Below are 23,574 nucleotides of genomic sequence, written 5' to 3'. Positions count from 1 at the left end.
GTGGGACGTGGCCAAGCAGATCATTCACAAGCTGGTCGATGACCTGGACGGCGGGGACGCTGACGAGACCGTCAAGTTCGCGCTCGACGGCGTGCAGTACGAGATCGACCTCTCCGCCTCCAACGCAGAGAAATTGCGCGACGTATTCTCTCAGTACATCGCGCACGGGACGAAGGTCGGCCGGGGAGGCGTGGTCGTGGGTGGCCGGGCCGCACGCGGCCGGGGTGGCGCCGCCGCCGACCGCGAACAGAACAAGGCCATCCGGGACTGGGCCAAGAAGGCCGGCAAGGACATCTCCGACCGGGGGCGCATCCCGCAGGAGATCGTGGACGAGTTCCACGCGAAGGCCGGGCACTGACCCGCCCCTCGTCACGGGCGAACACGACGCCGGACCGGAAGTGCCACTTCCGGGCCGGCGTCGCCGTTTCCGGCCGGTGTCGCCACCCGGGCTGGGCCGCCGGTTGCGGCCCGGTCGGGCCGGTTGTCCGGAACACGTCGCTTGTCTGTCCTGCCGGAGCGCGGCGGGCCACGGCGGCGGAAGAAAACCTCACCGGACGGGGTTGTCCACAGGCGGTGGAGGCTCCATCCACAGGCTGTGGACGGCCGGAAGTGGCCTCTGAGCCACCGGACCGGCCCCTCTGCCACCGGGGCGAATTTCGCTCTGCGCGTACAGGCGGGGGGCCTGGAACACCTCCTGAGCGTGGACGGTTGTCAGAAACGACGCCGGAACGGGCATCCGCGGGGAGACACGACCTCAGCGGAGACGGTCCGCGGCGATAGAGTAAGGAGGCACGGACGCCCGTCCCGGACGTCCGCGCACCGGCCCCGCCGAGATCTGACCATCAAGGCGCACGGCACGTGAGGAGCACGAGGGCATGTTCGAGCGGTTCACCGACCGAGCGCGACGGGTTGTCGTCCTGGCCCAAGAAGAGGCCCGGATGCTCAACCACAACTACATCGGTACGGAGCACATCCTGCTGGGCCTGATCCATGAGGGTGAGGGTGTCGCGGCGAAGGCTCTGGAGAGCCTCGGCATCTCCCTGGAGGGCGTCCGTCAGCAGGTCGAGGAGATCATCGGCCAGGGCCAGCAGGCGCCGAGCGGGCACATCCCGTTCACGCCGCGGGCCAAGAAGGTGCTGGAGCTGTCGCTGCGCGAGGCGCTGCAGCTCGGCCACAACTACATCGGCACCGAGCACATCCTGCTCGGCCTGATCCGCGAGGGCGAGGGCGTCGCGGCGCAGGTGCTGGTCAAGCTCGGCGCCGACCTCAACCGGGTCCGCCAGCAGGTGATCCAGCTGCTGTCGGGCTACCAGGGCAAGGAGCCGGCCGCCGCCGGTGCCGCGCCGGGCGAGGCCGCGCCGTCGACCAGCCTGGTGCTGGACCAGTTCGGCCGTAACCTGACCCAGGCCGCCCGCGAGGGCAAGCTCGACCCGGTCATCGGGCGCGAGAAGGAAATCGAGCGGGTCATGCAGGTGCTGTCCCGCCGCACCAAGAACAACCCCGTGCTGATCGGTGAGCCCGGCGTCGGTAAGACCGCCGTGGTGGAGGGCCTCTCCCAGAAGATCATCAAGGGCGAGGTTCCCGAGACGCTCAAGGACAAGCAGCTCTACACGCTCGACCTCGGCGCCCTGGTCGCCGGTTCCCGCTACCGCGGTGACTTCGAGGAGCGCCTGAAGAAGGTGCTCAAGGAGATCCGCACCCGCGGCGACATCATCCTGTTCATCGACGAGATCCACACCCTGGTGGGTGCGGGCGCGGCCGAGGGCGCGATCGACGCCGCCAGCATCCTCAAGCCGATGCTGGCCCGTGGCGAGCTGCAGACCATCGGCGCCACCACGCTCGACGAGTACCGCAAGCACCTGGAGAAGGACGCCGCGCTGGAGCGCCGGTTCCAGCCGATCCAGGTGGGTGAGCCGTCGCTGGCCCACACCATCGAGATCCTCAAGGGCCTGCGGGACCGTTACGAGGCGCACCACCGGGTCTCCATCACCGACGCGGCCCTGGTCGCGGCGGCGACGCTCGCCGACCGGTACATCTCCGACCGGTTCCTCCCGGACAAGGCGATCGACCTGATCGACGAGGCCGGTGCGCGGATGCGGATCCGCCGGATGACCGCGCCGCCGGACCTGCGCGACTTCGACGAGCGCATCGCCCAGGTGCGTCGCGACAAGGAGTCCGCGATCGACGCGCAGGACTTCGAGCGGGCCGCGCAGCTGCGGGACACCGAGAAGCAGCTGCTGGGCCAGAAGGCGCAGCGGGAGAAGGAGTGGAAGGCCGGTGACCTGGACGTCGTCAGCGAGGTCGACGACGAGCAGATCGCCGAGGTGCTCGGCAACTGGACCGGCATCCCGGTCTACAAGCTGACCGAGGAGGAGACCTCGCGCCTGCTGCGCATGGAGGACGAGCTGCACAAGCGCGTCATCGGCCAGGAGGACGCGGTCAAGGCGGTCTCGAAGGCCATCCGCCGCACCCGGGCGGGCCTGAAGGACCCGAAGCGCCCGTCCGGCTCGTTCATCTTCGCCGGCCCGTCGGGTGTCGGTAAGACCGAGCTGTCCAAGGCGCTCGCGGAGTTCCTGTTCGGCAGCGAGGACGCGCTGATCCAGCTGGACATGTCCGAGTTCCACGACCGGTACACCGTGTCGCGGCTGGTCGGTGCCCCTCCCGGCTACGTCGGCTACGACGAGGGCGGGCAGCTGACCGAGAAGGTGCGTCGCCGGCCGTTCTCGGTGGTCCTCTTCGACGAGATCGAGAAGGCCCACCCGGACGTGTTCAACACGCTCCTGCAGATCCTGGAGGACGGGCGGCTGACCGACGGTCAGGGCCGGATCGTGGACTTCAAGAACACGGTCATCATCCTGACCACCAACCTCGGCACCCGTGACGTGGCCAAGGCGGTGTCGCTGGGCTTCCAGGCCTCCGAGGACTCCGAGTCGAACTACGACCGGATGAAGCAGAAGGTCAACGACGAGCTCAAGCAGCACTTCCGGCCCGAGTTCCTCAACCGGATCGACGACACCATCGTCTTCCACCAGCTGCGGGAGAACGAGATCCTCTCGATCGTGGACATCATGATCCAGCGGATCGAGGGCCAGCTGCGCAACAAGGACATGGGTCTGGAGCTGACCGACAACGCCAAGTTGTACCTGGCGAAGAAGGGCTTCGACCCGGTGCTGGGCGCGCGGCCGCTGCGCCGCACGATCCAGCGCGACATCGAGGACAACCTCTCCGAGCGGATCCTGTTCAACGAGCTGACCCCGGGTCAGATCGTGGTGGTGGACTGCGAGGGAGACCCGGAGAACATCGACAAGTCCAAGCTTGTCTTCCGCGGTGCGGACCGGCCGGACGCCGTGCCGGACGCTGTCCCCGCCGACCTCGGCGGCACCGCCGCCACCGGGGTGGACGACGCCGCGTAGGTTCCACTGTTCGAGGGCGACGGCCCCGGTCGGCGAAAGCCACCGGGGCCGTCGCCTTGTCGCACCCTCGACCGGGTGTCCCCGCGCATCAGGGCAGCGGGACGGGTGGGCCGTCGCCGGCCAGCCGGAACGACTCCACGCCCACCGGTTCCACCAGGCCGTCGGTGACCAGCCCGGCCAGCGCCCGCGCCCGCTGTACGTCGTCGTGCCACACCTGGTCCAGCCGCTGGTGCGGCACCGGCCCGGTGGCCTCCCGGAGCACCGCCAGCAGCAGTCCGCGTACCTGCCGGTCGGTGCCGGCGTAGCGCTGCGGTCGGCGGGTCGGCCCGGCCGGGGCGGCTCGGCCGGAGGCACGCCAGGCGCAGCTCGACTCGACCGGACAGATCGCGCAGCGCGGGTTGCGGGCGGTGCACACGACGGCGCCGAGCTCCATGAACGCGGCGCTGGCCAGGGCGGCGGCGGCCGGCTCGACGGGCAGCAGTTGCTCGGTGGCGACCAGGTCGGCGGGGCGGGTGGTCGGCCCGGCGTCGGGCTCGCCGGCGACGGCGCGGCACACCACCCGCCGGACGTTGGTGTCCACCACGGGGTGCCGCTGGCCGTACGCGAACGCGGCGACCGCGCGGGCTGTGTACGTGCCGACGCCGGGCAGGGCCAGCAAGTGGTCGAGTTGGTCGGGCACGGTGCCGCCGTGCCGCTCCACGATGGCCACCGCGCAGTCGCGCAGGCGTACCGCCCGGCGGGGGTAGCCGAGTCGTCCCCACATCCGGATCGCCTCGGCCGGGGTGTCCTCGGCGAGCGCGCGCGGCTGCGGCCAGCGGGCCAGCCACGCCTGGAAGGCGGGTACCACCCGGACCACCGGGGTCTGCTGGAGCATGACCTCGCTGACCAGGATCGCCCAGGCGTCGACGCCTGGGCGGCGCCAGGGCAGGTCGCGGGCGTTGCGCTCGTACCACCGGCTGACCAGGGTGGCGAATGTGGGTTCGGACATCGCGTCGCCGATCATGTCACGGGCGTCTTTCCCGCAGGGTGGGCGGGCCGGGTGGGTCGCTGCGGCCGGTCTCCGGCGGCGGGGCAGAATGTCCGAATGAACGAACTCGCGATCACCGTCATCGGCCGGGACAGGTCGGGCATCGTGGCCGACGTCGCGGAGGTGCTCGCCCGGCTCGGCGCGAACCTCACCGACTCGACGATGACCCGGCTACGCGGGCACTTCGCGATGACGCTGATCTGCGTGGGCCCGAGCGCCGCCGAGGTCGAGGCCGCGTTGGCCCCGCTCTCCGCCGACGGGCAACTGCTGGCCACCGTACGCGAGGTCACCCCGGACGGCGGTAACGCGTCGGCCGGGGAACCGTACGTGCTGGCGGTGCACGGCGCCGACCGGATGGGCATCGTGGCGGCGATGACCCGGGTGCTGGCCGACGCGGGCGGCAACGTGACCGACCTGAGTACCCGGCTGACCGGCTCGCTGTACGTGGTGGTCGCCGAGGTCGAGTTGCCGCCGGGCAGGTCCGACGAGGTGGCCGGGCTGCTCACCCTCGCCGCGGCGGAGTTGGGCGTGGGGGTCAGCCTCCGGCCGGCGGACACGGATCTGCTGTGACGGCGCAGGAGCACGCCGGCCTGGGCGGTTGGACGCCGGAGATGCTCGGTGTCCCGGGCGCGGTACGCCCGGTGGTGGCCGCCCCGGAGCCGGTGCTGAGCCGGCCCGGTGCGGAGGTCGACCCGACCTCGGACGAGGTGGTGCGGCTGGCCGCGGACCTGGTGGCCACCATGCGGGTGTCGCCGGGCTGCGTGGGTCTGGCGGCCCCGCAGATCGGGGTGGCCGCTCAGGTGTTCGCGGTGGATGTGACCGGGCATCCGAAGGCGGTCACCGTGCACGGCACGTTCGTGTTGTGCAACGCGCGGGTGGTGGAGGCGAGCCGGTGGAAGGCCGGCCGGGAGGGCTGCATGTCCGTGCCGGACCTGACCGGTGACGTGAAGCGTGCCAGTCGCCTGGTGGTCGAGGCGGCGCTGCCGGGCAGCGGTGAGCCGGTGCGGCTGGTGACCGACGGCTTCGAGGCGCGGGCGCTCCAGCACGAGATCGACCACTGCGCGGGGCTGCTCTTCCTCGACCGGGTGGCCGGCGCGCACGCCATCTACCAGCGCAAGGTCTATCTCTAGCGGTGGCGGCCCGGTGACCGGTCGCATTCCTCTGTGGACGATCCGGCCCCGCGGGCCGCTTCCCGGCGCGTCGGACCGCTGCCCCGGGCGCGGCCCGGCTACGGTAGGCGCATCATGCGTCTGACGGTCGGCCCCCTGCCCCCTGCCGTGTACTGGCGGCGTCGCGCCGTCGTGCTCGGGGCAAGCCTGCTCTTCCTGATTGTCCTGCTCTATTCCTGCACGGGGACGGAGCGCAACGCCGGCGGCCCGGGGGGCGACCCGTCGCCGAGCGGCTCCGCCGGGGCCGTTCCGGGCCCGTCGAGTTCGGTGCTGACCCCGCAGTCCGCCAACCCGTCACCCACGCCGGGCGACGCCGGCGGCGGCGCGAACGGTGGCGGTGGCACCAACGGTGGCGGTACGAACGCCGGTGGCGGCACGAACGGTGGCGGCGACCCGGGCAACGGTGGCGCCACCGACGGGGGCGGGACCGGCAACGGTGGCGCGTCGGGGCAGCCGGTGTCCGGCGACGGCGCCTGCACCGACTCCGAGCTGCTGGTGACGCCGGTCGCGGTGCCGGCCACCGCCCAGCGGGGTGCGGTGGTCACGCTGCGCCTCAAGGTCAAGAACGTGTCGAACCGGACGTGCAGCCGGGACGTCGGCGCCGACCTGCAGGAGCTGTACCTCAAGGCGGGCGCGGAGAAGATCTGGTCGTCGGACACCTGCGGTACGGCCAAGGGCTCGGACGTGCAGTCGTTCACCCCGAACTTCGAGCGCTCCTACGAGGTGGCCTGGAACGGCCGGGCGGACAACCGCTGCGCGAGCGGACTGGCCAACGGCAACTACGCCGCGATCGGCGCCTACCAGCTCTTCGCCCGGGTCGGCACCAAGATCAGCGCCCCGGTGAAGATGACCATCACCGGCTGACCGCGCGGTCAGACGTACCGTTCGAGGATGGACGCCTCGGCGAGCCGCGACAGGCCTTCCCGGACACCCCGGGCCCGGGCGTCGCCGACGCCCTCCACGGCCTGTAGGTCTTCCACGGTGGCCCCGAGCAGGCGCTGGAGGCTGCCGAAGTGCACCACCAGCCGGTCGACCACGGCGGCCGGCAACCGCGGCACCTTGGCCAGCAGGCGGAACCCGCGAGGGCTGACCGCCGCGTCCAGCGCGTCGGAGGCCGACGGGTAGCCGATCGCCTTCGCCACCGCCACCAGGTCGATCAGTTCGGTGGCGCTGAGCAGGTCGAGCTCGACGAGCGCCTCGTCCAGGGTGCGCGACTTGCGACCCACCGGCAGGTAGTCGCGGATGACCAGGGTGCGGTCGGCGTCCACGCCGGCCATCAGCTCGTCGAGCTGAAGCGCCAGCAGGCGGCCGTCGGTACCCAGCTCCACCACGTAGCCGGCGATCTCGTCGGCGATCCGCCGGACCATCTCCAGCCGCTGCACCACGGCCACCGCGTCGCGGACGGTGACCAGATCCTCGATCTCCAGCGCGGAGAGCGTGCCGGAGACCTCGTCCAGCCGCAGCTTGTAGCGCTCCAGCGTGGCCAACGCCTGGTTGGCGCGGGAAAGGATCGCCGCCGAGTCGTCGAGCACGTGCCGCTGACCGTTGACGTAGAGGCTGATGATCCGCATCGACTGGCTGACCGAGATGACCGGGTAGCCGGTCTGCCGGGCCACCCGCTCGGCGGTGCGGTGCCGGGTGCCGGACTCCTCGGTGGGAATGGACGGGTCGGGCATCAGGTGTACGCCGGCCTGTACGATCCGCGTGCCGTCGCTGGACAGCACGACAGCGCCGTCCATCTTGCACAGCTCGCGGACCCGGGTGGCGGAGAACTCCACGTCCATCGGGAAACCGCCGGTGCAGATCTGCTCGACCACCTTGTCGTAGCCGAGCACGATCAGCGCGCCGGTGCGGCCGCGCAGGATGCGCTCCAAGCCGTCGCGCAGGGCGGTCCCCGGCGCCATGAGGGCGAGGTTGGCGCGCAGCGGGTCGCCACTGGCCCCGCCGACGCTTCCGGTGACGCTCACGCTGATGGCACGGGTGGGGCTGCCGCCCACCGCGCCGGTGCGGGCATGCGGTGTCGCCGTTGCGGGCTTGCTGGCATCGCGGTCGATCGGCACGCGCACAGTCTACGGACTGCCATGCGGTGGGTGCTCTCGTGGTTACTGTGATGTGTCACGATGCCCGCTTCCGTGAGGCCCGACGAGACTCGGACACGTACCCCGGATCACTCCGCCGAAGCGCGGGCGGCGGCCTGCAGGGCGGCCCGCACGTCGGTGACTTCGATCACCCGCATGTTGTCCGGCGCGACCCCACTGCTGCCGGGGCCGCAGCCCGGCGGCACGAGGGCCAGCCGGAAACCCAGCCGGGCGGCCTCCGCGAGCCGGCGGGGCACCGCCCCGACGCGGCGGACCTCGCCGGTGAGCCCGACCTCGCCGATCGCCACCAGGTGCGGGTTGAGCGCCAGGTTGAGCCCGCCGGAGGCCACCGCGAGCGCCACGGCCAGGTCGGCGGCCGGCTCGACCACCCGGATGCCGCCGACGGTGGCGGCGAAGACCTCCCGGTCGTGCAGGGTGAGCCGCTCGGTGCGGCGCTGGAGCACCGCGAGGACCATGGCCAGCCGGGCGCTGTCGAGGCCGGAGACGGTGCGCCGGGGTGAGCCGGCGACGGTCGCGCCGATCAGGGCCTGCACCTCGGTGACGAGTGCCCGGCGCCCCTCCATCGCCACCGTCACGCAGGTGCCGGGCACCGGTTCGGAGTAGCGGGTCAGGAAGAGGCCGGACGGATCGGCCAGGCTGCTGATGCCGCCCTCGTGCATCTCGAAGCAGCCCACCTCGTCGGCCGCGCCGAACCGGTTCTTCACGCCCCGCACCATCCGCAGCGAGGAGTGTTTGTCCCCCTCGAAGTGGAGCACCACGTCGACCAGGTGCTCCAGCACCCGGGGGCCGGCCACCTGGCCGTCCTTGGTGACGTGCCCGACCAGCACGGTGGCGACGCCCCGCTCCTTGGCGACCGCGACCAGGGCGGCGGTGACCGCGCGTACCTGGGTGACGCCGCCGGGCACCCCCTCGGTGCCGGTGGTGGAGATGGTCTGCACCGAGTCGAGCACCAGCAGGCCCGGCTTGACGGCGTCGAGGTGACCGAGCACCGCCGACAGGTCGCTCTCGGCGGCCAGGTAGAGCTGGTCGTGCAGCGCACCCATCCGCTCGGCGCGCAGCCGCACCTGGCTGACCGACTCCTCGCCGCTGACCACGAGGGAAGGGCTGCCGGCGCCGGCAGCCCACTGCTGGGCCACGTCCAGCAGCAGCGTCGACTTGCCCACGCCGGGCTCCCCGGCGAGCAGCACCACCGCGCCGGGGACCAGCCCGCCGCCGAGCACCCGGTCGAGCTCGCTGACGCCGGTGGGCCGGGCACGGGCCGGCGCGGCGCTGATGGTGGCGATGGGCCGGGCCGGCTCGGCCGGCAGGCGTGAGCTGACCACCCGGCCGGACACCAACGGGCCGGTGACGGTGCACTCGACCACCGAACCCCACTCGCCGCACTCGGGACACCGGCCCACCCACTTCGGTGGCTGGTGACCGCAGGCGTCGCACTCGTAGGCCGGGCGGGGCTCGCGGGCGGTCGCGCGGCCCCGGCCGGCGCCCGCACGGGAGGAGGTCGATCGGGGTGTGGTCACCACCGGACGCTAACCGGCCGGTACGACGAAAGCCCACCCGGAGACGACGACACCGCCGACGTGGCGCTGGCCACGGCGGCGGTGTCGTCGGAAAACCGGTCGGCGGTCAGCCGTGGCTGCCGCCCTCGGCGCCGCCGTCCTCGCCGGCGTGCTCGCGCGGGTTCACGATCTTGGACGGCGTGGGCTCCGCGGTCAGCGGAATGCCGATCGGCGCCGGGGTCTTGATGACCTTGCCGCCGCCGAAGTCGAAGGTCAGCTCGACCTGCTGGCCGACGAGCAGCTTCTCGTTCAGGCCGACGAGCTGGAGGAACCGCGGGTTGCCGGCGTTGAGCTGGGCGTACCCGAGGGCGGGGATCTCGATGCGGGCCGGCTGGCCGGCCGGTGCGGACTCGCTCTCCGCGGGCGACGGGCTGGCCGAGGCGGACCCACCGGCCGACGGCGAGCCGGTCACCTCGAGCGACTGGCTGGGCGACGCGCTCGGGTCGGTGGCGGTCGGCGAGGCCGTGGCCGGCTCGGTCGGCGAACCGCTCGGGGTGGGCGCGCCGCTGGAACCGGCCCCGGAGCCGGTGAGCAGGATCTCCCGGGCGCTGTCGGTGGTGACCGTGACGGTCACCGGGCTCTGGCTGTCGTTGTAGATCACCACGTTGAGCGGCGCGTTCGACCCCGCCTCGTAGCCCTTCGGGCCCGGGAACTGCACGTAGAGGCCGCGCACCTTGTAGAGGTTGTCGGAGGTCTGGACGTTGACGCCCTGCACCGACGGGATCTTGTTGGCGGTTTCGGCAATCTGCCCGGTGCCGCACCCGGACAGCAGCAGGCCCGCAGCCGCCGCTGTACCGGCCAGCAGCAGGGCCGGCCGCCGGGAACCCCTGATCGAGCGCGTCACGTCGGTCCTCCTCGTCACGATCCCGGCCCGGTCGACCACCGGGCACGGGGTGGCCATACCCGCGCAGACCGCGCTCCAGGGTAGTTGGGGCTGATCGAGGCCCGCACGCGGACCCGGCAATGCCACCTTCGAGAGTGCTGGTCAGATCACCCGACCGCTCGCCACCAGCAGCACCACATCGATGAGCGCCACCACCAGGACCGCCCGGAAGGCGGCCGCCGACCGGCCGGGGGCAGTGCGTCCGCCGTACCAGCCGAGAGTCGGCACGGCGACGGCCGCGGCCACCGCCGACAGCCCGGCCCACGACGGCGGCCCGGGCGGGCCGAGGACCAGCGTCACGGTGGCCGCCAGGAGCAGCCCGGCCGCGGCCAGCCGGCTGCCGCCGGGGCCGAGCCGGTGCGGCAACCCCCGTATCCCCGTGCGGGCGTCGTCGGCCAGGTCGGGCAGCACGTTGGCGAAGTGCGCCCCGGCGCCCAGCAGCGCGGCGGCGGCGACCAGCCAGGCGGGGGGCACCGGCGACCCGGGCAGTGCCAGCACCACGAAGGCGGGCAGCGCGCCGAACGAGACCGCGTAGGGCAGCACCGAGACCGGGGTCGACTTCAGCGGCCGGTTGTAGAGCAGCGCGGAGACCAGGCCCAGCGTGGCGCAGGCCGCCGCGGCCGGGCCGCCGGCCAGCGCCAGCGGCGGAGTGGCGGCGGCGGCCACCACGGTGGCCCGGGCCAGCACCGGCCGGCTGACCGCGCCGGTGGTCACCGGCTTGTCGGTACGCCCCACCGCGGCGTCCCGGTCGGCGTCGATCAGGTCGTTGCCCCAGCCCACCGCCAGCTGGCTGGCCAGCACCGTCAGCGCCACGGCCACCACGCCGACCGCGGAGTGCCCGACACCGGCGGCGAGCAGCGCGGCGACCACGGTGACCGCCGCCGCCGGCTCCGGATGGCTCGCCCTGACCAGCCCTAACACCCGTGTCGACATAAGGGAAGTCTGGTCGTTACCCGGGAGTCGTGCCACGCTCGGTCCATGGCAGACGCGTCCCGGGTGTCCACCCCGCACCGGGTGCTGCCAGCGAACGACCCCCGACAGTACGACGACCTGGCCGGCGAGTGGTGGCGACCGGACGGCGCCTTCGCCATGCTGCACTGGCTGGCCCGCGCCCGGGCGGCGCTGGTGCCCCCCGCGTCCACCCCGGACGACGTGCTCGTCGACCTGGGCTGCGGTGCCGGGCTGCTGGCACCGCACCTGGCCGGCAAGGGCTACCGCCACGTCGGGGTGGACCTGACCCGTTCCGCGTTGGACCTGGCCGCCGGGCACGGCGTGACCGTCCTCCAGGGCGACGCCACCGCCGTCCCGCTGGCCGAGGGCTGCGCCGCTGTGGTGTCCGCAGGTGAGGTGCTGGAACACGTGCCGGACTGGCGGCGGGCGGTGGCCGAGGCGTGTCGGCTGCTGCGTCCGGGTGGCCTGCTGGTGCTCGACACCCTCAACGACACGCTGCTGGCCCGGCTGGTCGCCGTGGAGTTGGGCGAGCGGCTGCCCGCGGTGCCACGCGGCATCCACGACCCGCGGTTGTTCGTGGACGCCCGCGCGCTGGTGGCCGAGTGCGCCCGCCACGGCGTGGCCCTGCGGCTGCGCGGGGTCCGTCCGGAGATCGGTGGCACGGTGGCGTGGCTGCTGCGCCGGTGGCGCGGCGGCGACCGTCCGGCCAGGACCGAGCCGCGCATCGTGCCGACCCGGTCGACCGCGGTGCTCTACCAGGGCCGGGGGCGCCGGGGCGGGTAGCCGGAGCCACCGGGGGTAAAGGACGCCGAGAAGGGGGCGACATGACTGTGCACGCGCTGGAGGCGGCCCGCCGGTTGGCGCCGCGACTGGCCGCCCGCGCGGCCGGGCACGACCGGGACGGCTCGTTCCCCGTGGACGACTTCGCCGACCTGCGCGCCGCCGGCCTGTTCGGCCTGATGGTGCCGGCCGGGCTGGGCGGTGCGGGCGCCAGCTTCGCCGAGTACGCCGCGGTCGCCACCGAACTGGCCCGGGGCAACGGCGCGACCGCGCTGGTGTTCAACATGCACGCCTCGGTCACCGGGGCGTTGGGCGCGGTCACCGAGGACCTGGCGGAGGCGCTCGGCGTACCGGACGAGGCGCTGGCCGCCCGGGATCGGCTGCTGCGCGCGGCGGCCGACGGTGCCTGGTACGCGGTGGCGATGAGCGAGCGCGCCGCCGGTGCCCGGTTGTCGCAGCTCAGCACCGTCTACGAGCCGGTCGACGGCGGCTGGCACATCAAGGGCAGCAAGACGTTCTGCTCCGGGGCCGGCCACCCCGACGGCTACCTGGTGGCCGCCCGCAGCGCCACCGACCAGTCCCTGGTGTCCCAGTTCCTGGTGCCGGCGGGCGAGGGGATCACCGTCGAACCCACCTGGGACTCGCTCGGCATGCGGGCCACCTCCTCGCACGACGTGCACCTGGACGTGACCGTCCCGGCCGACCGGCTGCTCGGCGGGGTCGAGGGGCTGGCGCTGGTGGTGGCGCAGTTGATGCCGCACTGGCTGGTGGCCAGCTACGCGGCGGTCTACGTCGGCGTGGCCCGGGCAGCGATCGACGCCGCCGCCGAGCACCTGAACGCCCGCAACCTCGCCGGTCTGCCGGCGGTCCGGGCCCGGCTGGGTCGGGCGGACGCGGCCACCGCCGCCGCCGAGCTGGTGGTCGCCGAGGCGGCCCGCCGGGTCGACGAGGCCCCCGGGGACGCCGAGACGAACCGTTGGGTGTGGCGCGCGAAGCTGCTGGCCGGCACCACGGCCGCCGAGGTCGCGGCGTCCATGCTGGAGGCGGCGGGCACGTCGGCGACCCGGCGTGGGCATCCGTTGGAGCGTCTCTACCGGGACGCCCGCTGCGGCTCACTGCACCCGGCCACGTCCGACGTGTGCGCCGACTGGCTCGGCATCGCGGCGTTGGGTGGTGATCCGGACCGGGACGTGGCCACCCCTCGTTGGTGAGAGTGCGAGGAGTGAGCCGGTTGTGCGTGCGAGCGAGTGAGGGCGAGGGTGGGGACGTGGGCGTACCGGTGATCGCGGGTCTGGGTACGGCGCAGCCGCCGGCTGCGGCGCAGGACGAGTTGTGGTCGGGCTTCTTCGCGCGGCACTTCTCCGGGAACACCCGGGCGTTGGCCGAGCGGGTGTTCGCCAATTCGGGGGTGACCCGTCGGCAGGCGGCGGTCAACCCGTTGCTGGAGGACGTCTCGGAGTGGCCGACCGAACGCCGGATGCGCCGCTACCAGGTCGAGGCGCTGCCGTTGGGCAAGGAGGCGGTGAGCCGGGCGCTGACCGCCGCCGGTCTGGACGCCGCGGACATCGGCCTGTTCGTGGTCTGTTCCTGCACCGGGTACGCCACTCCGGGGCTGGACATCCTGCTCGCCCGGGACCTCGGGATGGCGCCGGACACCCAGCGCATGTTCGTCGGTCACATGGGCTGCTACGCGGCCCTGCCCGGGCTGGGGGCGGCGAGCAACTACGTCATCGCCCGGGGGCGGGCCGCGCTGCTGCTCTGCGCGGAGTTGACCAGTCTGCACATCCAGCCGCCGGGCGCCCGGGTGGACACCCAGCAGATCGTGTCCCACGCGCTGTTCTCGGACGCCGCGGTCGCCGCCGTGGTCGTTCCGGGGGGCCGGGGGTACGCGTTGCGCGAGGTCATCTCGGTCACCGACACCTCCACGGCCGATCACATGACCTGGGACGTCACGGACATGGGTTTCCGGATGGGCCTGTCGCCCAAGGTGCCGCAGGTCCTCTCCCGACACGTACGTGACCTGGTGGACGACCTGCTGGCGCGGCACGGGTGCACCCGCTCCGAGGTGGACGGCTGGGCGGTGCACCCGGGCGGCCCGCGCATCCTCAACGTGGTGGAGCGCGAGTTGGCCCTGCCGCCGTCCGCGCTGGCGGCGTCCCGGGACACGCTCGCGGAGCACGGCAACTGCTCGTCGCCGACGGTGCTGCTGATCCTGGACCGGTTGTGGTCTTCTCCGTCGGCGCCGCGCCGGGTGGTGATGCTCGCCTTCGGGCCGGGGCTGACGCTCTACGCGGCGTTGCTGGAGCGCGAGGACTGACGCTCGCTCCGGTGGTCGCGCGCGGATACGCTGACCGGATGGCCTCCGAGGAGCGGGACGGGCGGGTGTTGCTGGTCGGCCTGACCGTGCTGGCGGTGGTGGGCGGCGCGTGGTGGTGGCGGTCGGCCGCACCGCCCCCGGCCACGGCCGTGCCGGCCTCCGGCACGGCCGCGTCGGTGCTGGCCCTGGCTCCGTCCGGCAGCACGGCGCGGACGCCGGGGGTGTGGATGGTCGATCCGCGGACGGGGGAGGCCCGGCAGCTGTCGGGGACCAGGCGGAGCATGACGCTGCGGCCGGGTGCGGCCCCGTCCGCTTTTCCGGGCCGGTCGACGATTGTCACGGCGGAGGACAGGGCGGTGCTCCGGGAGTCGCACGTGGTGTGGCGGGAGACGTCCCGGCTGGCGGTGGGTGGGCGGCCGGTGGTGCGGCAGGTGAACCCGTCGTCGGGTGACGACTACCGGCTTTCGGTGCGCTGTTCGGGCGACGGCGAGGTGGCCGTGCGGGTGTTCGGTGCCGCGCGGGGGGCCCGGGGCGTCGAGCCGTTGCTCACGTGCGGCGGGTGGTTGGACATGCCGGTGACCGGCGGTACGGGCGAGCCGGTCCTGGTGCGGTTCACCGCGGTGCGGGGTGTGGCCGACCTGGACGCCCGGCTCGTGGCGCTCTACTGACCGGGTTTTCAGCCGCCCAGCCGGGCCAGGTCGGCGCCGTAGTCCGACAGTGGGCCGAGTTCCGGCACCAACCGGACGGGAGTGCCTCGGCGGTCCACCAGCAGCGCGACGGCGGTGTCGGGGCGGGGTGTCAGGTGCAGGTAGGACCGCAGCCCGCCGGCCGGGTCACCGAGTGGGCGTACCCCGGGGAGGGTGGCGGGTCGGGCTCGGCGGCCCTCGGTCACGGTGACCACGGTGACCCCGGGTGGCGCGGCGCGGACGGCGGTGCCGACCTGCTCGGCGCAGGCGCACGCGTCGACCAGAATGATCATGGCGGGTAGCAGGCTGCGCAGCGGCACCGGCGTGTCGCCGACGCCGGCCAGGTCCAGCGCGGGCAGCGGCCCCACCGGCTGCGGTGTGGCGCTGATGGGCGGCCGTCCGGTCGGGGTGTCGGAGCGGTGCGCGCGGGGCCAGGTGACGGCGGCCAGCCCGGCCAGGGTGACGAGCACCGAGACGAGCAGGATCAGCGTGGGCAGCCCGATCCGGGTCGAGGCTGTGTGCGCGCCGGTGCCCCGTGCTTCCCGCCGTTGCCGGCGCAGCTCGCGGCGGACCTGCCGCGCTTCGTCGGCGAGCGCCGAGGCGTCGTCGGGGATGACCACCCTGCCCCATTCGGGTGGCAGGCCGGGCAGCCCCTCCGGCGGCCCCTGGCCGTCAGCATCAGGCACGCCCATCGGACCCCCAGGAACGTCGCGGTGAGCGGACGTCGCGTCCACCCACAAGCGTCCCCCACAGGCGGTCGTAGCGCCACACCTGGGCGGGGACGGACTCGCGGCGCTACCATGGAAGGAGCGCATCGCCCTAGATCAGGTCGCTCCCGTCATCTCTCACCGGGATGTCACGTGTTCCTCACGGAGCGTGTCGGAACCATCGGTTTGACCGCCTGTCAAGCTGAAGAAATACCTCTCACAGGGCCCCTGAGCTGCGCCAACGGTCAGGACAGCGGTGAGACATCGGTGCCTGACCGTGTTACCCTAGACACAGCGAAAGGGGTTTCGAACCTATGGTTTTCAGTGTCGGCGAGACCGTTGTTTACCCCCACCACGGGGCCGCACTCATCGAGGCAATCGAGACTCGGGTCGTCAAGGGCGAGCCCAGGGAATACCTCGTCCTGAGGGTCGCGCAGGGTGACCTGACGGTCCGGGTTCCCGCCGAGAACGCCGAGATCGTGGGTGTGCGCGAGGTGGTCGGCGAAGAGGGCCTGGGTAAGGTCTTCGACGTGCTCCGTGCACCGCACACCGAGGAGCCGACCAACTGGTCGCGGCGTTACAAGGCGAATCTGGAGAAGCTGGCCTCCGGTAACCCGCTGAAGGTGGCCGAGGTCGTCCGCGACCTGTGGCGTCGGGAGCGGGAGCGGGGTCTGTCGGCGGGTGAGAAGCGCATGCTCGCCAAGGCTCGTGACATTCTCGTCGGTGAGGTCGCGCTGGCGGAGAAGAGCACCAAGGACGAGGCCGAGACGCTTCTCGACAAGGTGCTGACCGAGGCCTGATCCACACCTCTGCTCTACCCGGCTCGCAGCGAACGAATCCGAGGACCGCGACGTGACCGCGCAGCTCAATCCGCGCGGTGACGTCGCGGTCCTCGTTCCTGCGGCCGGTGCCGGGGTGCGCCTGGGCCCCGGCGCGCCGAAGGCGCTCCGGCTGCTGGCCGGCGAGCCGTTGCTGGTGCACGCGGTGCGCCGGGTGGCCGCCGCCGAGTCGGTGCACACGATCGTGGTGGCCGCTCCGGTGGCCGACGTGGAGGCGGTTCGGGCGATGCTGGCGCCGGTGGCGCCGGTGATCGTGGTGCCCGGCGGCGCCGAACGTCAGGCGTCCGTCGCGGCGGCCCTTGCCGCCGTGCCCGCCGGGCCGGAGATCGTCCTCGTGCACGACGCGGCCCGGGCGCTCACCCCGCCCGAACTGGTCGAGTCGGTGGCCGCCGCGATCCGGACGGGGCGCGACGCGGTGATCCCGGTCCTGCCGGTGGTGGACACCGTCAAGGAGGTCGACGGTGCCGAGCGGGTGCTCGGCACCGTCGACCGTGCCGCCCTGCGCTCCGTGCAGACGCCGCAGGGCTTCCGCCGGTCGGTGCTCGCCGCCGCTCACCGGTCCGCCGGTGATCCGCTCACCGACGACGCCGGGCTGGTCGAGAAGCAGGGTGTGACGGTGACCTGCGTGCCCGGTTCCGAACTGGCCTTGAAGATCACCCGGCCGTTCGACCTGGCTCTCGCCGAATACCTGCTGACCACCGGCGCCTGACAGCGCGCTGCGGCTTCGAATCCTGGTGGGAGGCGGCCCCTGAGGGCGTTCCGCCGCCGCGATCGGAACTTCGGCACGACGAGCCCGCGTACGCTCTGCTCATGATCGTTCCTCGGGTGGCCGTCGGCACCGACGTGCACGCGTTCGCGGCCGGGAGGCCCTGCTGGGTGGCGGGCCTGCACTGGCCGGAACAGGACGGCCTGGCCGGTCACTCCGACGCCGACGTGGCCGCGCACGCCGCCTGCAACGCGCTGCTCTCCGCCGCCGGTCTCGGTGACCTGGGCGCGAACTTCGGCGTCGACCAGCCCGAGTGGGCGGGTGCCTCCGGGGTGGCGCTGCTGACCGAGAGTGCGCGTCGGGTCCGCGCGGCGGGCTTCCGGATCGGCAACGTGTCGGTGCAGGTGGTCGGCAACCGGCCCAAGATCGGGCCGCGCCGGGAGGAGGCGCAACGGGTGCTCTCCGACGCGGTCGGCGCACCCGTGACGATCTCCGCGGCCACCACGGACGGCCTGGGCTTCACCGGGCGCGGGGAAGGCCTGGCCGGCATCGCGGTCGCCCTGGTCTACGAGGCGCCCGCGGACTGACGCGGTGACCGGCCACGCCGGCCACCGCGCACCCCCGGATCAGTCCACGTCGGTGCAGAGGTTGTGGGTCGTCCCGTGGAGCATCGTGATGGTCTTGTCGTAGGTGGGGGAGAACTCCACCCGGAACTGGCCGTCGACGATCCACAACCGTGCGGCGCCGCGCCGGGCACGTCCTGCCGGAGTGCCTGACACCCGTCGGCATCCGGTGCACCGGCCGGATACGCTCGCCGGGATGCCGAGTGACGCCGCCCCCGACCAGTCCGCCGCCGACGGCTACCTGCAACGCGCGCACCTCCTCGCCGAGCTGGGCCGCTACGACGAGGGGATTGCCGAGCTGGCCGCGCTGATCGCGGCCCAGCCCGCGCACCTGCCCGCGTTGACGATGCTGGCCCGGATGCACCTCGCCGCGGACCGGCCGGCCGAGGCGCTCGCCGCGACCGGGACGCCCGCTGCCGGGGCCGCCGTGGCCGAGCGGGCCGCAGCGGCCGTACCGGTGCTCGTGGCGCGCGGGTTCGCGCTGCTGGACCTGGAACGCTGGCCGGCCGCCGCGGCCACCGCGGAGCAGATCCTGGCGGCGGGAGCCACCGACGCGTACGCGCAGCGCAGCGCCGCGGCCATCCTCTCCGCCTCCCGCAACGGGCAGGCGGCGCTGGACGCGGCGTGGCGGGGCGTCGAGCTGAGCCCGGACGAGCCGGAGGCGCACCTGGTGCTCGGCCTGGTCGCGGTCCGGCTGGGGTTGTTCGACCTGGCGGAGCGCGCCTACCGGGAGGCGCTGCGGCTGGACCCCGAACTGGCCGAGGCGGGTCGGGACGTGGGCGTGGCCCGGTTGGAGCGGCGCCGCTACGCCGAGACGCTGGAACACCTGACCGCGGTGGCCGACCTGCCCACGGCCCGGGTCGACCCGGCCCGGGCGGTGGACGCCGGGCTGCGCCGGCTGGTGCTGTCCGTCGCCGGCTGGTCGTTGTTCGCCGCCGTGCTGGCCGCCGTCCTGGCGCCGGCCGCGTCGGGTGCGTCGCGGCTGCTCGCGGCGCTGGCGGCGGTCGGTGTGGTGGTGCTCGCCTGGCGGCCGGCGTCGCGACTTGTCGGTCCGCGTGACGGCCGGCCCGGCCTGTTGACCCCGGCGGCGTACGCGGCGGGCGCCGCACCGGTGCTGCTCCTGGTGTACGCGCTGGTCGGCAGCCCGTGGCCGCTGGCCGGTGCGGTCTCCGCCGCGGTGGTGGCCGGATTCACCGGCCTCACTCGTCGTTGAGTGGGTAGGAAGACGGGCACCACCGTCTGCTTCAGGAAGCGGGAATCCGTGTTCACCGTCAATGCCTACGCGGCCACGTCCGCGACCGGACCACTCGTCCCGACCACGATCGAGCGGCGGGACCTCGGACCGGACGACGTCGCGATCGACATCAGGTTCTGCGGCATCTGCCACTCCGACATCCACACCGCACGCAGCGAGTGGGGTCCGACGAGATATCCGCTCGTGGTCGGCCATGAGATCACCGGCGTGGTGCGGGAGGTCGGTTCCGCGGTGACGAAGTTCGCCGTCGGTGACCGGGTCGGCGTCGGTTGCATGGTCGACTCCTGCCGGGAGTGCGACAACTGCCGCAACGGCCTGGAGCAGTACTGCCTGAAGGGCAACGTCGGTACGTACGGCGGGGTGGGCCGGGACGGCGAACCCACCCAGGGCGGTTACGCGCAGGCCATTGTGGTCGCCGAGGACTTCGTGCTGCGCATCCCCGACGGCATCGAGTTGGATGCCGCCGCGCCGCTGCTCTGCGCGGGCGTCACCACCTACTCGCCGCTGCGGCACTGGAACGCCAGGCCGGGCCGCCGGGTGGCCGTGGTCGGCATGGGCGGCCTGGGGCACATGGCGGTGAAGCTGGCCCACGCCATGGGCGCCGAGGTGACGGTGCTGTCCCAGTCGTTGAAGAAGCGGGAGGACGGGCTGCGGCTCGGCGCCGACCACTACCACGCCACCTCGGACGAGGACACGTTCACCACGTTGGCCGGCTCGTTCGACCTGATCATCAACACGGTCAGCGCCACCGTGGACGTAAACGCGTACCTGGGATTGCTGGCCGTGGACGGCACGCTTGTCAACGTGGGGGCGCCGGAGGAGCCGCTGTCGGTGCGCGCGTTCTCGCTGATCCCGGCCCGGCGGTCGCTGGCCGGCTCGGTGATCGGTGGCATCGCCGAGACCCAGGAGATGCTCGACTTCTGCGCCGAGCACGGGCTGGGCGCCGAGGTCGAGGTGGTGCCCGCCGAGAAGATCAACGAGGCGTACGAGCGGGTGCTCGCCTCCGACGTGCGCTACCGCTTCGTCATCGACGCCTCGACGTTCTGACCGCCGCGGAAGGGGTCGCGTCCGTGCCGGCGCGGCCCCTTCCGGCGTACGTCAGGGCTTGCGCGCCCAGGTCCAGGCGTAGCCGTCGTCCTCGCACGCGGTGGCCGCGTCGCAGAGGTCAAGCGGGCGGAACGTGTCCACCATGACCGCCAGCTCGTCGAAGAACTCCGCCCCGATCGACCGTTCGGCCGCGCCGGGCTGGGGGCCGTGGGTGAAGCCGGACGGGTGCAGCGAGATCGAGCCCTGCTCGATGCCGGAGCCGCGCCGCGCCTCGTAGCTGCCGCCGGTGTAGAACAGCATCTCGTCGGAGTCGACGTTGTGGTGGTTGTACGGCACCGGGATGGCTGCCGGGTGGTAGTCCACCTTGCGCGGCACGAACGAGCAGATCACGAAGTTCGGGCCCTGGAACGTCTGGTGCACCGGCGGCGGCTGGTGGATGCGGCCGGTGATCGGCTCGAAGTCGTGGATGGAGAACGCCCAGGGGTACATGTGTCCGTCCCAGCCCACGACGTCGAACGGGTGGTTGGCGTAGACGTACTTCGTCCAACCGCGCCGGTGCCGGACCAGCACCTCCACCTCCTCGCCGTCGACGAGCAGCGGGGTGTCGGGTCCGCGGACGTCACGCTCGCAGTAGGGGGAGTGCTCCAGGAACTGTCCGCGTACGGAGAGGTAGCGCTTGGGCGGGCCGATGTGCCCGGTGGCCTCGACGGCGAGCAGCCGGGTCGGTTCGTCGCCGGTGGGCACGAGCCGGTGGATGGTCGAGGTGGGGATGACGACGTAGTCGCCGGCCACCGCGTCGAGCGCACCGAACGGCGACTCGACCCGCAGTGAGCCGGCTTCCAGGTAGAGGCAGTGGTCGCCGGTGGCGTCGCGGAACAGCGGTGACGGCCGGTCGGCCAGCACGTACGCGATCCGCACGTCGTCGTTTGCGAGCAGGTACTGCCGGCCGAGGACCGGGTCCGCGCCGGTGCCGTCGAGTTTGTGTGTGCGCAGGTGGCGCGGCTTGAGTGGCAGGTTCGGCACGCGGGTGGCGGCGGGTGGGGCGTACTCCTGCGCGGCGAGGATCGCGGTCGGCGCGTGCCGGTGGTAGAGCAGCGACGAGTCGGAGGAGAAGCCCTCCTGACCGACCAGTTCCTCGGCGTAGAGCGTGCCGTCGGGTTGCCGGAACTGGGTGTGGCGCTTGCGGGGCACGTCGCCGACGCGGCGGTAGTACGGCATCTCGCCTCCCGATATGTCGCGTTCTCCGGCCGATCGCGTCCGATAATCGGACGCTGTTGTCCGTTCCTCGTAGCGTCCCGTACATTCTTGTCTCGTGTCAACGCAGGTTCCCCGCCTCCTCGACGGCCTGGTGGACGACGCCGCGGTCTTCCCGCCCGGCAACGCCGCGCTGCCCGACGCGGTGACCGCGCACCGCCGGCACCGCGACACCTGGTACGCCAACCTGGTCGGCCCGCTGCTGCTGCCCGCCTCGGAGATCCAGCGCGGCTCGCTGCGCGGCCTGACCGACCCGGCCGAGGGCTACGTCGTCGGGCTGATCGGCGACACCGGAATCGACCAGCTGCCGGCCGCGCGGGAACTGCTCGCCGCCGACGGGGTGACCGTGCGACAGATCGAGGCGCCGGTCGCCAAGCGTGGCCAGGACCCGCAACCCGGGCTCACCGAGCTGCTCACGCTCGCCGACCGGCTCGGCGGCGTCCTCCTCTACGCCGAGATCCCGCTGACCTTCGGGCTGATGGGCGCGCTGGACGCGCTCGCGCAGGCGCGGGCCGGCGGACTCCCGGTGGCGGCCAAGTTCCGCACCGGCGGGCTCGCCGCCGAACTGTTCCCGACCCCTGCCGAGCTGGCCGCGGTGATCTGCGCCTGCCGGGACCGGGAACTGCCGTTCAAGCTCACCGCCGGCCTGCACCAGGCGATCCGGCACCGCGACCCGGAGACCGGCTTCACCCACCACGGTTTCGTCAACGTGCTGGGCGCGACGCTGGCCGCGGTCGGGGGCGCCGAGGTCGGCGGGGTGGCCGAACTGCTCGCCGCCACCGACCCGGTACGCGTCATCGAGCTGACCCGGGCGCACCGCGACGCCGAGCGTCCGCTCTGGGTCGGGTACGGCTCGTGCAGCATCTCCGAACCACTTACCGATCTGATCCGGCTGGGGCTGGTGAACGGAGGCTACGAGGCATGAGCGAACGCACCGAGCGGAGCGAGGGCCGTGAGGGCATGCCCGGTCGGCACGGCATGAGCGAACGCACCGAGCGGAGCGAGGGCCGTGAGGGCATGCCCGGTCGGCACCTCATGAGCTGGGTTCCAGGTGTGGCGGGGTCGCCGTACGGGGTGACGAACCTGCCGTACGGCGTGTTCCGGCACGGTGACCACGAGCCGCGCATCGGCGTCCGCATCGGCGAGGCGGTGCTGGACCTGGCCGCCGCCGAGGCGGCCGGTCTGGTACTGGCCGGCGGCGCGTTGGGCGAGCCCGCCCTGAACGCCTTCATGGCGCTCGGCCGCCCGCAGTGGACGGCCGTCCGGCAGCGGATCACCGAACTGCTCACCGACCCGGCGCACCGGGCGGCGGTCGAGCCGCTGCTGGTGCCGCTGCGCGAGGTGGAGATGGCGCTTCCGTTCGAGGTGGCCGACTACGTCGACTTCTACTCCTCCGAGCACCACGCCTCGAACGTCGGGCAGATCTTCCGCCCCGGCCAGCCGCCGCTGCTGCCGAACTGGAAGCACGTGCCGATCGGCTACCACGGCCGGGCCGGCACGGTGGTGGTCTCCGGCACGCCCGTGGTCCGCCCCACCGGGCAGCGGGCCAGCGCGCAGGGCCCCACCACCGGTGCCTCGGTACGCCTGGACATCGAGGCCGAGGTGGGCTTCGTGGTCGGGGTGCCGAGCCGGCTCGGCGAGCGGGTGCCGGTGACGGACTTCGCCGACCACGTCTTCGGCGTGGTGCTTGTCAACGACTGGTCGGCCCGGGACATCCAGGCCTGGGAGTACCAGCCGCTCGGGCCGTTCCTCGGCAAGTCGTTCGCCACCTCGGTCTCGGCCTGGATCACCCCGCTGGAGGCGCTCGCCGACGCGTTCGTCCCCGCCCCCCACCAGGACCCGCCGGTGCAGGGCTACCTGCACGACACGCCGCACCTGGGATTGGACCTGAGGCTGTCCGTGCGGTGGAACGGCGAGCGGGTGGCCGAGCCACCGTTCGCCACCATGTACTGGACGCCCGCGCAGCAACTCGCCCATCTCACCGTCAACGGCGCGTCGCTGCGCACCGGCGACCTGTACGCCTCCGGCACCGTCTCCGGCCCGGACCGTGGCCAGGTCGGCTCGTTCCTGGAGCTCACCTGGGGCGGGTCCGAGCCGGTGAAGTTCCCGGACGGCAGCGAGCGGACCTTCCTGGAGGACGGCGACACCGTGACGATCACCGCCACCGCGCCCGGCCCGGACGGCACCACCGTCGCGCTGGGCGAGGTCACCGGAACGGTCCTGCCGGCCCGCTGACCCCGACCTCCCCGACCGGCCCCCGTC

24 protein-coding genes are annotated in these 23,574 nt (G+C 73.0%); 16 read left to right on the top strand and 8 right to left on the bottom strand.

All coding sequences use genetic code 11. The features are described from left to right. Positions 1-7: 7 nt before the first annotated feature. On the top strand, positions 8-358 hold the full coding sequence (locus ACLQ2X_RS14675; RefSeq protein WP_425681560.1) for a histone-like nucleoid-structuring protein Lsr2: 351 nt from the start codon (positions 8-10) through the stop codon (positions 356-358). Between the two features lie 517 nt (positions 359-875). Beyond that, entirely contained in the window at positions 876-3,413 is a 2,538-nt protein-coding gene (locus ACLQ2X_RS14670) for an ATP-dependent Clp protease ATP-binding subunit (protein ID WP_425681559.1), read from the top strand. Between the two features lie 88 nt (positions 3,414-3,501). On the opposite strand, the gene ACLQ2X_RS14665 is transcribed toward ACLQ2X_RS14670, so the two are convergent. Further along, on the bottom strand, positions 3,502-4,401 hold the full coding sequence (locus ACLQ2X_RS14665; protein ID WP_425681558.1) for an A/G-specific adenine glycosylase: 900 nt from the start codon (positions 4,399-4,401) through the stop codon (positions 3,502-3,504). A 96-nt stretch (positions 4,402-4,497) separates the two neighbouring features. Here ACLQ2X_RS14665 and ACLQ2X_RS14660 point away from each other — a divergent pair, with 96 nt between their 5' ends. The 3 genes from ACLQ2X_RS14660 (at position 4,498) to ACLQ2X_RS14650 (ending at position 6,473) form a co-directional block, all read left to right on the top strand. Further along, positions 4,498-5,010, top strand: coding sequence for a glycine cleavage system protein R (locus ACLQ2X_RS14660; RefSeq protein ID WP_425681557.1), 513 nt, complete (start codon positions 4,498-4,500; stop codon positions 5,008-5,010). 41 nt (positions 5,011-5,051) lie between these two features. Next, positions 5,052-5,570, top strand: a complete 519-nt coding sequence (locus tag ACLQ2X_RS14655; RefSeq protein ID WP_425681689.1) for a peptide deformylase — start codon at positions 5,052-5,054, stop codon at positions 5,568-5,570. 114 nt (positions 5,571-5,684) lie between these two features. After that, positions 5,685-6,473, top strand: coding sequence for a hypothetical protein (locus ACLQ2X_RS14650; RefSeq protein ID WP_425681556.1), 789 nt, complete (start codon positions 5,685-5,687; stop codon positions 6,471-6,473). Between the two features lie 8 nt (positions 6,474-6,481). Here the strand turns inward: ACLQ2X_RS14650 and disA are convergent, their stop codons facing one another. The 4 genes from disA to ACLQ2X_RS14630 form a co-directional block, all read right to left on the bottom strand. After that, positions 6,482-7,669, bottom strand: a complete 1,188-nt coding sequence (gene disA / locus ACLQ2X_RS14645; protein WP_425681555.1) for a DNA integrity scanning diadenylate cyclase DisA — start codon at positions 7,667-7,669, stop codon at positions 6,482-6,484. A gap of 107 nt (positions 7,670-7,776) precedes the next feature. Further along, the gene (gene radA / locus ACLQ2X_RS14640; RefSeq protein ID WP_425681554.1) at positions 7,777-9,225 is read right to left on the bottom strand and encodes a DNA repair protein RadA; all 1,449 of its coding nucleotides are present in this window, start codon (positions 9,223-9,225) and stop codon (positions 7,777-7,779) included. 106 nt (positions 9,226-9,331) lie between these two features. Then, the gene (locus tag ACLQ2X_RS14635) at positions 9,332-10,108 is read right to left on the bottom strand and encodes a hypothetical protein (RefSeq protein ID WP_425681553.1); all 777 of its coding nucleotides are present in this window, start codon (positions 10,106-10,108) and stop codon (positions 9,332-9,334) included. A gap of 141 nt (positions 10,109-10,249) precedes the next feature. Then, positions 10,250-11,080 (bottom strand): UbiA family prenyltransferase, encoded by an 831-nt coding sequence (locus tag ACLQ2X_RS14630; protein ID WP_425681552.1) that lies wholly within the window; start codon positions 11,078-11,080, stop codon positions 10,250-10,252. 45 nt (positions 11,081-11,125) lie between these two features. Here ACLQ2X_RS14630 and ACLQ2X_RS14625 point away from each other — a divergent pair, with 45 nt between their 5' ends. From ACLQ2X_RS14625 to ACLQ2X_RS14610, 4 genes are read left to right on the top strand one after another with little or no spacing between them, the layout of a single operon-like run. After that, positions 11,126-11,881 carry a methyltransferase domain-containing protein gene (locus ACLQ2X_RS14625; protein ID WP_425681551.1) on the top strand — a complete coding sequence of 252 codons (756 nt, stop codon included), beginning with the start codon at positions 11,126-11,128 and terminating at the stop codon, positions 11,879-11,881. 41 nt (positions 11,882-11,922) lie between these two features. Next, positions 11,923-13,089, top strand: coding sequence for an acyl-CoA dehydrogenase family protein (locus tag ACLQ2X_RS14620; RefSeq protein ID WP_425681550.1), 1,167 nt, complete (start codon positions 11,923-11,925; stop codon positions 13,087-13,089). Positions 13,090-13,145: 56 nt separating this feature from the next. Beyond that, on the top strand, positions 13,146-14,195 hold the full coding sequence (locus ACLQ2X_RS14615) for a type III polyketide synthase (protein WP_425681549.1): 1,050 nt from the start codon (positions 13,146-13,148) through the stop codon (positions 14,193-14,195). 38 nt (positions 14,196-14,233) lie between these two features. Beyond that, positions 14,234-14,863: a hypothetical protein gene (locus tag ACLQ2X_RS14610; protein WP_425681548.1), complete on the top strand. Its 630-nt coding sequence runs from the start codon at positions 14,234-14,236 to the stop codon at positions 14,861-14,863. An 8-nt stretch (positions 14,864-14,871) separates the two neighbouring features. Here ACLQ2X_RS14610 and ACLQ2X_RS14605 read toward each other — a convergent pair whose 3' ends face one another. After that, a complete protein-coding gene (locus ACLQ2X_RS14605; RefSeq protein ID WP_425681547.1) occupies positions 14,872-15,573 on the bottom strand; it encodes a hypothetical protein in 702 nt (233 codons plus the stop codon). Between the two features lie 329 nt (positions 15,574-15,902). Here ACLQ2X_RS14605 and ACLQ2X_RS14600 point away from each other — a divergent pair, with 329 nt between their 5' ends. The 3 genes from ACLQ2X_RS14600 (at position 15,903) to ispF (ending at position 17,720) form a co-directional block, all read left to right on the top strand. Then, on the top strand, positions 15,903-16,388 hold the full coding sequence (locus ACLQ2X_RS14600) for a CarD family transcriptional regulator (protein WP_425681546.1): 486 nt from the start codon (positions 15,903-15,905) through the stop codon (positions 16,386-16,388). A gap of 52 nt (positions 16,389-16,440) precedes the next feature. Next, entirely contained in the window at positions 16,441-17,136 is a 696-nt protein-coding gene (gene ispD / locus ACLQ2X_RS14595) for a 2-C-methyl-D-erythritol 4-phosphate cytidylyltransferase (protein ID WP_425681545.1), read from the top strand. A 101-nt stretch (positions 17,137-17,237) separates the two neighbouring features. After that, positions 17,238-17,720: a 2-C-methyl-D-erythritol 2,4-cyclodiphosphate synthase gene (ispF, locus tag ACLQ2X_RS14590; protein WP_425681544.1), complete on the top strand. Its 483-nt coding sequence runs from the start codon at positions 17,238-17,240 to the stop codon at positions 17,718-17,720. Between the two features lie 39 nt (positions 17,721-17,759). Here the strand turns inward: ispF and ACLQ2X_RS14585 are convergent, their stop codons facing one another. Next, positions 17,760-17,912: a hypothetical protein gene (locus ACLQ2X_RS14585; RefSeq protein WP_425681543.1), complete on the bottom strand. Its 153-nt coding sequence runs from the start codon at positions 17,910-17,912 to the stop codon at positions 17,760-17,762. A gap of 40 nt (positions 17,913-17,952) precedes the next feature. Here ACLQ2X_RS14585 and ACLQ2X_RS14580 point away from each other — a divergent pair, with 40 nt between their 5' ends. Both ACLQ2X_RS14580 and ACLQ2X_RS14575 read left to right on the top strand, forming a co-directional pair. Next, positions 17,953-18,969, top strand: coding sequence for a tetratricopeptide repeat protein (locus ACLQ2X_RS14580; RefSeq protein ID WP_425681542.1), 1,017 nt, complete (start codon positions 17,953-17,955; stop codon positions 18,967-18,969). A gap of 48 nt (positions 18,970-19,017) precedes the next feature. Beyond that, on the top strand, positions 19,018-20,058 hold the full coding sequence (locus ACLQ2X_RS14575) for an NAD(P)-dependent alcohol dehydrogenase (protein ID WP_425681541.1): 1,041 nt from the start codon (positions 19,018-19,020) through the stop codon (positions 20,056-20,058). Between the two features lie 51 nt (positions 20,059-20,109). Here ACLQ2X_RS14575 and ACLQ2X_RS14570 read toward each other — a convergent pair whose 3' ends face one another. Continuing rightward, complete coding sequence (locus tag ACLQ2X_RS14570) at positions 20,110-21,276, bottom strand: homogentisate 1,2-dioxygenase (RefSeq protein ID WP_425681540.1); 1,167 nt, start codon at positions 21,274-21,276, stop codon at positions 20,110-20,112. A gap of 94 nt (positions 21,277-21,370) precedes the next feature. Between ACLQ2X_RS14570 and ACLQ2X_RS14565 the strand changes: the two genes are divergently transcribed. After that, positions 21,371-22,237 (top strand): hypothetical protein, encoded by an 867-nt coding sequence (locus tag ACLQ2X_RS14565; RefSeq protein ID WP_425681539.1) that lies wholly within the window; start codon positions 21,371-21,373, stop codon positions 22,235-22,237. Between the two features lie 110 nt (positions 22,238-22,347). Continuing rightward, complete coding sequence (gene fahA / locus ACLQ2X_RS14560) at positions 22,348-23,547, top strand: fumarylacetoacetase (RefSeq protein WP_425681688.1); 1,200 nt, start codon at positions 22,348-22,350, stop codon at positions 23,545-23,547. Positions 23,548-23,574 lie beyond the last annotated feature (27 nt).

The organism is Micromonospora sp. DT31, assembly GCF_049841795.1.
Classification (GTDB): Bacteria; Actinomycetota; Actinomycetes; order Mycobacteriales; family Micromonosporaceae; genus Micromonospora.
This window is presented reverse-complemented; position numbering and strand designations above follow the sequence as displayed.